We start from the raw sequence: 6,412 nt of genomic DNA on the forward strand, positions 1-6,412 counted from the left end.
GCATGCTGGAATGCCTGAACTGCCCATTGGTCAAAGACGTACCAAGAAGTCGATGGCGAGCAGGGCTCTGAGACACTGCGGCACAACGAAGGTGCCGACCGCCGAGAGGTTGTTGGTCGAGTGAGGCGAAGCAAGAACAGTCCCGAGCCGTCGGCCCGGGGCAACTTCACCCCGCCGCCGCGCACAGCGGCGCCCGCCCCCGTGCCCGGTCCGGAGCCGACGGCCGCGCCCGCCCCGAGCGGCGGCCGGTTCACCCCGCGCAACTGGCGGGTGGCGACCAGGCTGAACGCGATCCTGCTCATACCCGTGCTGGTCGGCCTCGTCATGGGCGGCTTCCAGGTGAGCAGTTCGATCGACACCTGGCAGGAGGCCGAGGACGCGGAGAACACCGCGCGTCTGGTGCAGGCCTCCCTCACGTACGCCGACGCCCTCTACGTCGAGCGGGACATCACCGCCGTCCCGCTCCTGGAGGGCAAGGGCGAGGACGACCCGACCGTCGTCAAGGCCCGCGCCGCGACCGACAAGGCCGCCGACGCCTTCGACGAGGCCGCGCAGAACATGCCGGACAAGGAGGGCCTGAAGCGCCGCCTGGAGCGGTTCCGCAAGGCCGAGCCCCAGCTGTCCAAGCTGCGGGCCGCCGCCTTCACCTCCGAACTCAAGGGCGTGGAGACCGAGGAGGGCTACGTCGACGTAGGCCACTCCCTCATGGAGTTCGCCAACGAACTCGGTCTGGGCACCGGAAACATCACCAGCTATGGGCGCACGGTCTACGCGATCTCGCTGACCAAGGCGGCCCTGTCGCTGGAGCGTTCCATCGGAATGCACATGCTGACCAAGCCCGGTCCCACCCCCAGCCAGCTCGCCAGCCAGCGGGTCGCGCTCTCCTCGTACGCCTACCTCGAGCGCATCGCCATCGAGGAGTACCGGGGCGGTGGCACCGAGGCCGACCTGACCAAGCTGGAGCAGACGGCACAGGACATCGAGGCCAAGGGTGCGGCCATGGCCCGCGAGGCCAAGCAGAAGAACCCGGACTACGTCCCGCCGCCCGCCAAGGTCGAGACGATGATCGGCGAGGTGGCCCGGCTCGACACGACCGACCCCGCCGCCCGCGCCGAACTCGCCGCCAAGGGCATCACCCGCGCCAACTGGTGGGCCGTGAACACCCTCAAGTTCGACGGCTACCGCCAGATCGAGTCCGACCTCGCCGACACCGCGGTGAACGAGGCCGCCCAGATCGCCGACGACGCCCAGCGCGACGCCTACATCACCGGTGCCGCCGTCGTCGTCGCCCTGCTCGCCGCGTTCATCCTGGCCGGCATGGTGGCCCGCCAGATGAGCCGCTCCATGCGCCAGCTGCGCAACGCCGCCTTCGGCATCGCCGAGCAGCGTCTGCCGATGCTGGTCGACCAGCTCTCCCACACCGACCCCGGCCGGGTCGACACCCGGGTCGCTCCCATCCCGATCACCTCCACGGACGAGATCGGCGAGGTCGCCCGCGCCTTCGACCAGGTCCACCGCGAGGCCGTGCGGCTCGCCGCCGAACAGGCGCTGCTGCGGGGCAACATCAACGCGATCTTCACCAACCTGTCGCGCCGCAACCAGTCGCTGATCGAGGGCCAGCTGACCCTGATCACCGACCTGGAGAACAACGAGGCCGACCCGGACCAGCTGGAGAACCTCTTCAAGCTGGACCACCTGGCGACCCGTATGCGCCGCAACGGCGAGAACCTCCTGGTCCTCGCCGGCGAGGAGCCCGGCCGCCGCTGGGACCAGCCGGTGCCGCTGGTCGACGTGCTGCGCGCCGCCTCCTCCGAGGTGGAGCAGTACGAGCGCATCGAGCTGTCCGGCGTCCCTGAGGCCGAGATCCACGGCCGTGCGGTCACCGACCTCGTGCACCTGCTCGCGGAGCTGCTGGAGAACGCGACGACCTTCTCGTCGCCGCAGACCAAGGTCCGTGTCACCGCGACCCGGCTGCCCGACGGCCGCATCATGATCGAGATCCACGACAAGGGCATCGGCCTGACGGCCGAGGACTTCGCGGACATCAACCACAAGCTGGCCAACCCGCCGACCGTGGACGCCGCGATCTCCCAGCGCATGGGCCTGTTCGTGGTCGGCCGGCTGTCCGACCGGCACGGCATCCGGGTCCAGCTGCGCCCCTCGGGCGAGCAGGCCGGGACGACCTCGCTGGTCATGCTGCCGGACGCGATCACCCACGGTGGTGGCGGCGAGCAGCAGATCGACCGCGACGAGTTCACCGTCTCGCAGATCATCCCGAAGCAGAACTTCCAGGGCGAGGACTTCAACCAGCCCCTGCGCACCGCCGCTGAGCTCGGCTTCGACGACAGCCGCTACTCCGAGGTCCCGGACGACATCCGCGAACTGGACCCGGTCGGCCGCTCCCTGATGCGCGAGGAGCGCCGGGCGGCCCTGGAGGCCCAGGCGCAGAACCAGCCCGAGCTGGACGCACCGAACCGCCGGGACGATGCCGAGCAGGCCGGCTACGCCGACGAGTACGCCCAGCAGGGCTACGACAACGGCCAGGGCTACGACAGCGGCCAGGGCTACGACGGCGGATACCAGGAGCAGCAGTCCGGCGGGTACGACCGGCAGACGTACGGCAACGGGCAGCAGCCGTCGTACGAGGAGCCGCAGCAGCAGTCGTACGACGAGGGGTACTACGCCCAGAACGGCCACCTGCCGCAGAACGACTCCTTCTCGTCGAACGGCGGCTACCCGGACCCCTCCTACGCCGAGCCGGCCCAGGAGAACCCCGCGAACCCCGCCACGGAGTCCTTCCCGGCCTTCGCCGAGCGGCGGCAGCAGGACGACTGGCCGCAGCAGGACGACTACCGCAACGGCTACCCGGCCCAGTACCCTGCCGATGCCCAGGCCGCGGAATCCGCGCAGGCCGCTGACGCAGGTGAGCGGGACAGCGTAGGCTTCGACCGTCCGGGACCGGCCCACTCCGCCGTCCACGAGCTGACCGACGCCGGGCTTCCGCGCCGCGGGTCCACCGCGAGCGGCACGAACGGCTCGGGCGGCGCGCGGCACGTGAACCAGGAGCCGCCGGCCTCCACCGCGGAGAGCAACGGCGACAGCAACTGGCGTTCGGCGAACGACGAGCGCTGGCAGCAGGCCTCGCAGCTCCGCAAGCCCAAGGCGGGCGGGGTGACCTCCTCCGGCCTGCCGCGGCGGGTGCCCAAGGCCAACCTGGTTCAGGGTTCCGCCGAAACCACTCCCCAGGGAGGCCCACAGGTCTCCCGCGCCCCGGAGGACGTCCGGGGCAGGCTGAGCAACCTGCGCCGCGGCGTCCAGCGAGGCCGCAGCGCAGGCAGTGAAACGAACGGCCAGGGCTTCGGTCCTGACAGCACCTACAACCAGGAGCGTTAGTGTGAGCCCGATGAGCCAGGCGGCACAGAACCTGAACTGGTTGATCACCAACTTCGTGGACAACACCCCGGGGGTGTCCCACACGGTGGTGGTCTCCGCCGACGGACTCCTTCTGGCGATGTCCGAAGGCTTTCCCCGCGACCGCGCCGACCAGCTCGCGGCCGTCGCCTCCGGTCTGACGTCTCTGACGGCAGGCGCCTCCCGGATCTTCGAGGGTGGCAGCGTGAACCAGACGGTTGTGGAGATGGAGCGGGGATTCCTCTTCATCATGTCCATTTCCGACGGTTCGTCGCTCGCCGTTCTCGCACATCCCGAGGCGGACATCGGCCTCATTGGGTACGAGATGGCCCTTCTGGTGGACCGTGCCGGCACGGTCCTGACGCCGGATCTTCGAGCGGAGCTCCAAGGGAGCCTTCTCAACTAACAGACGGACGGTGCGTTTTGGCGTCCCGTGGCCGTAAGGTTTCGGGACGCGGCGCCACATGATGGGTGCCCGGCACAGTCGGAGGAGGAGAAAGTGGCAACACCCCCAGGCGGTTCGTCTTCGGGCAACTGGCCGTACGGCCCTGGCCAGGGCCAGAACGAGGCTGCCCAGAGCGGATACGGCTACCCCTCCGCACCGAACCACCGGCAGCCGTACGCGCCGCAGGGCCCCGGCCCGTCGCCGTACGACCAGCCGCACGCGCCGCGCATCCAGCCTGTGCAGCCGCAGCGCCGCAACCCCGAGCCGGCGCCCGCCGGGGCGTCGAACAACCCCCTGGTGCGTCCGTACGCCATGACCGGTGGCCGGACCCGCCCGCGGTACCAGCTCGCCATCGAGGCACTGGTGCACACCACTGCGCAGCCGCACCAGATGCAGGGGCAACTGCCCGAGCATCAGCGGATCTGCAACCTCTGCCGGGAGATCAAGTCGGTCGCCGAGGTCTCGGCGCTGCTGACCATCCCCCTCGGCGTGGCCAGGATCCTCGTCGCCGACTTGGCGGAGGCGGGACTGGTCGCCATCCATCAGCCCGGCGGCGACGAGAACGCCGGCGGCCAGCCAGACGTGACACTGCTCGAAAGGGTGCTCAGTGGACTTCGCAAGCTCTAGCGGCGGTCCTTCCCGCTCCACCACCTCCGCGAAGATCGTGGTGGCGGGCGGCTTCGGCGTGGGCAAGACCACGTTCGTCGGCGCCGTCTCGGAGATCAACCCGCTGCGCACGGAGGCCGTCATGACGTCTGCTTCGGCGGGCATCGACGACCTCACCCACACCGGAGACAAGACGACCACGACGGTCGCCATGGACTTCGGCCGTATCACCCTGGACCAGGACCTGATCCTGTACCTGTTCGGCACGCCCGGTCAGGACCGCTTCTGGTTCATGTGGGACGACCTGGTGCGCGGCGCCATCGGCGCGGTGGTTCTTGTCGACACGAGGCGGCTCGCCGACTGCTTCCCCGCCGTCGACTACTTCGAGAACAGCGGGCTGCCGTTCGTGATCGCGCTGAACGGGTTCGACGGGCAGCAGCCGTACTCTCCGGACGAGGTCCGGGAGGCGCTTCAGATCGGTCCGGACACGCCGATCATCACGACGGACGCGCGGCACAGGGCTGACGCCAAGTCGACGCTGATCACTCTCGTGGAGCACGCCCTGATGGCCCGCCTGCGCTGACCGACTGCGTCGCCTGCGCCCCTCTGGCCCACGTGGCCTGGGGGGCGCTTTTGCGCTGCCCTCGCTTGAACCGACCCAGCGCAGGCGGCACCCCGTTGCGGCCGGGTCGCGTCACGCCCGCCGGATGCGCGTCTGCCGGGTGTCTGTTCAGTGCCGGGTGCGGGTGAGTACGTGGCTGGTCGCGCAGTTCCCCGCGCCCCTGGGTACGTGAAAGTGGCCCCTCCTTTGAAAGAAGGAGGGGCCACTTCGTGGTCTCAGGTCAGCGCCAGCTGTGCGGTGCGCGGAAACCCGGTTCGCGTTCCAGGCGGCGCCAGCCTGCGCGGGCGCGGCCCCGGTGGGTCGGGGCGGGGGTCGGCTGGGTGGCTGCGCGGGCCAGGAGGATCGCCGTGATGGCGGCGACCTCCTCGGGCTCGGCGTGGCCCTTCTCGACGCGGATGTCAGGTGTGGTCATGGTGGGTTCTCCCAGTTACTGGGGCGGGTTGCCGTGCTTGCGGGACGGCAGGTCGGCGTGCTTGGTCTGGAGCATCGCCAGGGAGCGGATGAGCACCTCGCGGGTCTCCGCCGGGTCGATCACGTCGTCGACCAGGCCGCGCTCGGCCGCGTAGTACGGGTGCATCAGCTCGGCCTTGTACTCCTTGACCATGCGGGCCCGCATCGCGTCCGGGTCCTCCGCCTCGGCGATCTGCCGGCGGAAGATCACGTTGGCCGCGCCCTCCGCGCCCATCACCGCGATCTCGTTGGTCGGCCAGGCGTAGGTGAGGTCCGCGCCGATGGACTGGCTGTCCATGACGATGTACGCGCCGCCGTAGGCCTTGCGCAGGATGAGGGAGATGCGCGGGACCGTGGCGTTGCAGTAGGCGTAGAGGAGCTTGGCTCCGTGGCGGATGATGCCGCCGTGCTCCTGGTCGACGCCCGGCAGGAAGCCGGGGACGTCCAGGAAGGTGACGATCGGGATGTTGAAGGCGTCGCACATCTGGACGAAGCGGGCGGCCTTCTCGGACGCCTCGATGTCCAGCACGCCGGCCAGCACCTGGGGCTGGTTGGCGATGATGCCGACGACCTGGCCGTCCATCCGGGCCAGCGCGCAGATGATGTTGCGCGCCCAGCGCTCGTGGACCTCCAGGTACTCGCCGTCGTCGACGAGCTCCTCGATCACCTTGGCCATGTCGTACGGCCGGTTGCCGTCGGCCGGGACCAGGTCCAGGAGCGTCTCGCTGCGGCGGTCCACCGGGTCGGTGCACTCCACCCGCGGGGGGTTCTCGCGGTTGTTCTGCGGGAGGAGGGAGAGGAGGTAGCGGACCTCGTGGAGGCAGGTCTCCTCGTCGTCGTAGGCGAAGTGGCACACGCCGGAGGTCTCGGCGTGCACG

The 6,412-nt window shown here is 69.9% G+C and carries 6 protein-coding genes; 4 read left to right on the forward strand and 2 right to left on the reverse strand.

Annotated elements, in window-relative coordinates; all coding sequences use genetic code 11:
• The first annotated feature begins 120 nt into the window (after positions 1-120).
• The 4 genes from AB0412_RS21840 (at position 121) to AB0412_RS21855 (ending at position 5,045) form a co-directional block, all read left to right on the forward strand.
• The gene (locus AB0412_RS21840) at positions 121-3,393 is read left to right on the forward strand and encodes a nitrate- and nitrite sensing domain-containing protein (protein WP_366404244.1); all 3,273 of its coding nucleotides are present in this window, start codon (positions 121-123) and stop codon (positions 3,391-3,393) included.
• A gap of 10 nt (positions 3,394-3,403) precedes the next feature.
• Entirely contained in the window at positions 3,404-3,817 is a 414-nt protein-coding gene (locus tag AB0412_RS21845) for a roadblock/LC7 domain-containing protein (RefSeq protein WP_004983065.1), read from the forward strand.
• A gap of 93 nt (positions 3,818-3,910) precedes the next feature.
• Positions 3,911-4,483, forward strand: coding sequence for a DUF742 domain-containing protein (locus tag AB0412_RS21850; protein WP_366404245.1), 573 nt, complete (start codon positions 3,911-3,913; stop codon positions 4,481-4,483).
• Entirely contained in the window at positions 4,464-5,045 is a 582-nt protein-coding gene (locus AB0412_RS21855; RefSeq protein ID WP_044384251.1) for an ATP/GTP-binding protein, read from the forward strand. The genes AB0412_RS21850 and AB0412_RS21855 overlap by 20 nt, the downstream gene beginning before the upstream one ends.
• A gap of 259 nt (positions 5,046-5,304) precedes the next feature.
• Here the strand turns inward: AB0412_RS21855 and AB0412_RS21860 are convergent, their stop codons facing one another.
• Both AB0412_RS21860 and AB0412_RS21865 read right to left on the reverse strand, forming a co-directional pair.
• Positions 5,305-5,496, reverse strand: a complete 192-nt coding sequence (locus tag AB0412_RS21860) for an acyl-CoA carboxylase subunit epsilon (protein ID WP_366404246.1) — start codon at positions 5,494-5,496, stop codon at positions 5,305-5,307.
• A 15-nt stretch (positions 5,497-5,511) separates the two neighbouring features.
• On the reverse strand, positions 5,512-6,412 hold a 901-nt coding region (locus AB0412_RS21865), incomplete at its 5' end, for a carboxyl transferase domain-containing protein (RefSeq protein ID WP_366404247.1).

This window comes from Streptomyces sp. NPDC052012 (assembly GCF_040689265.1).
Lineage (GTDB): Bacteria > Actinomycetota > Actinomycetes > Streptomycetales > Streptomycetaceae > Streptomyces.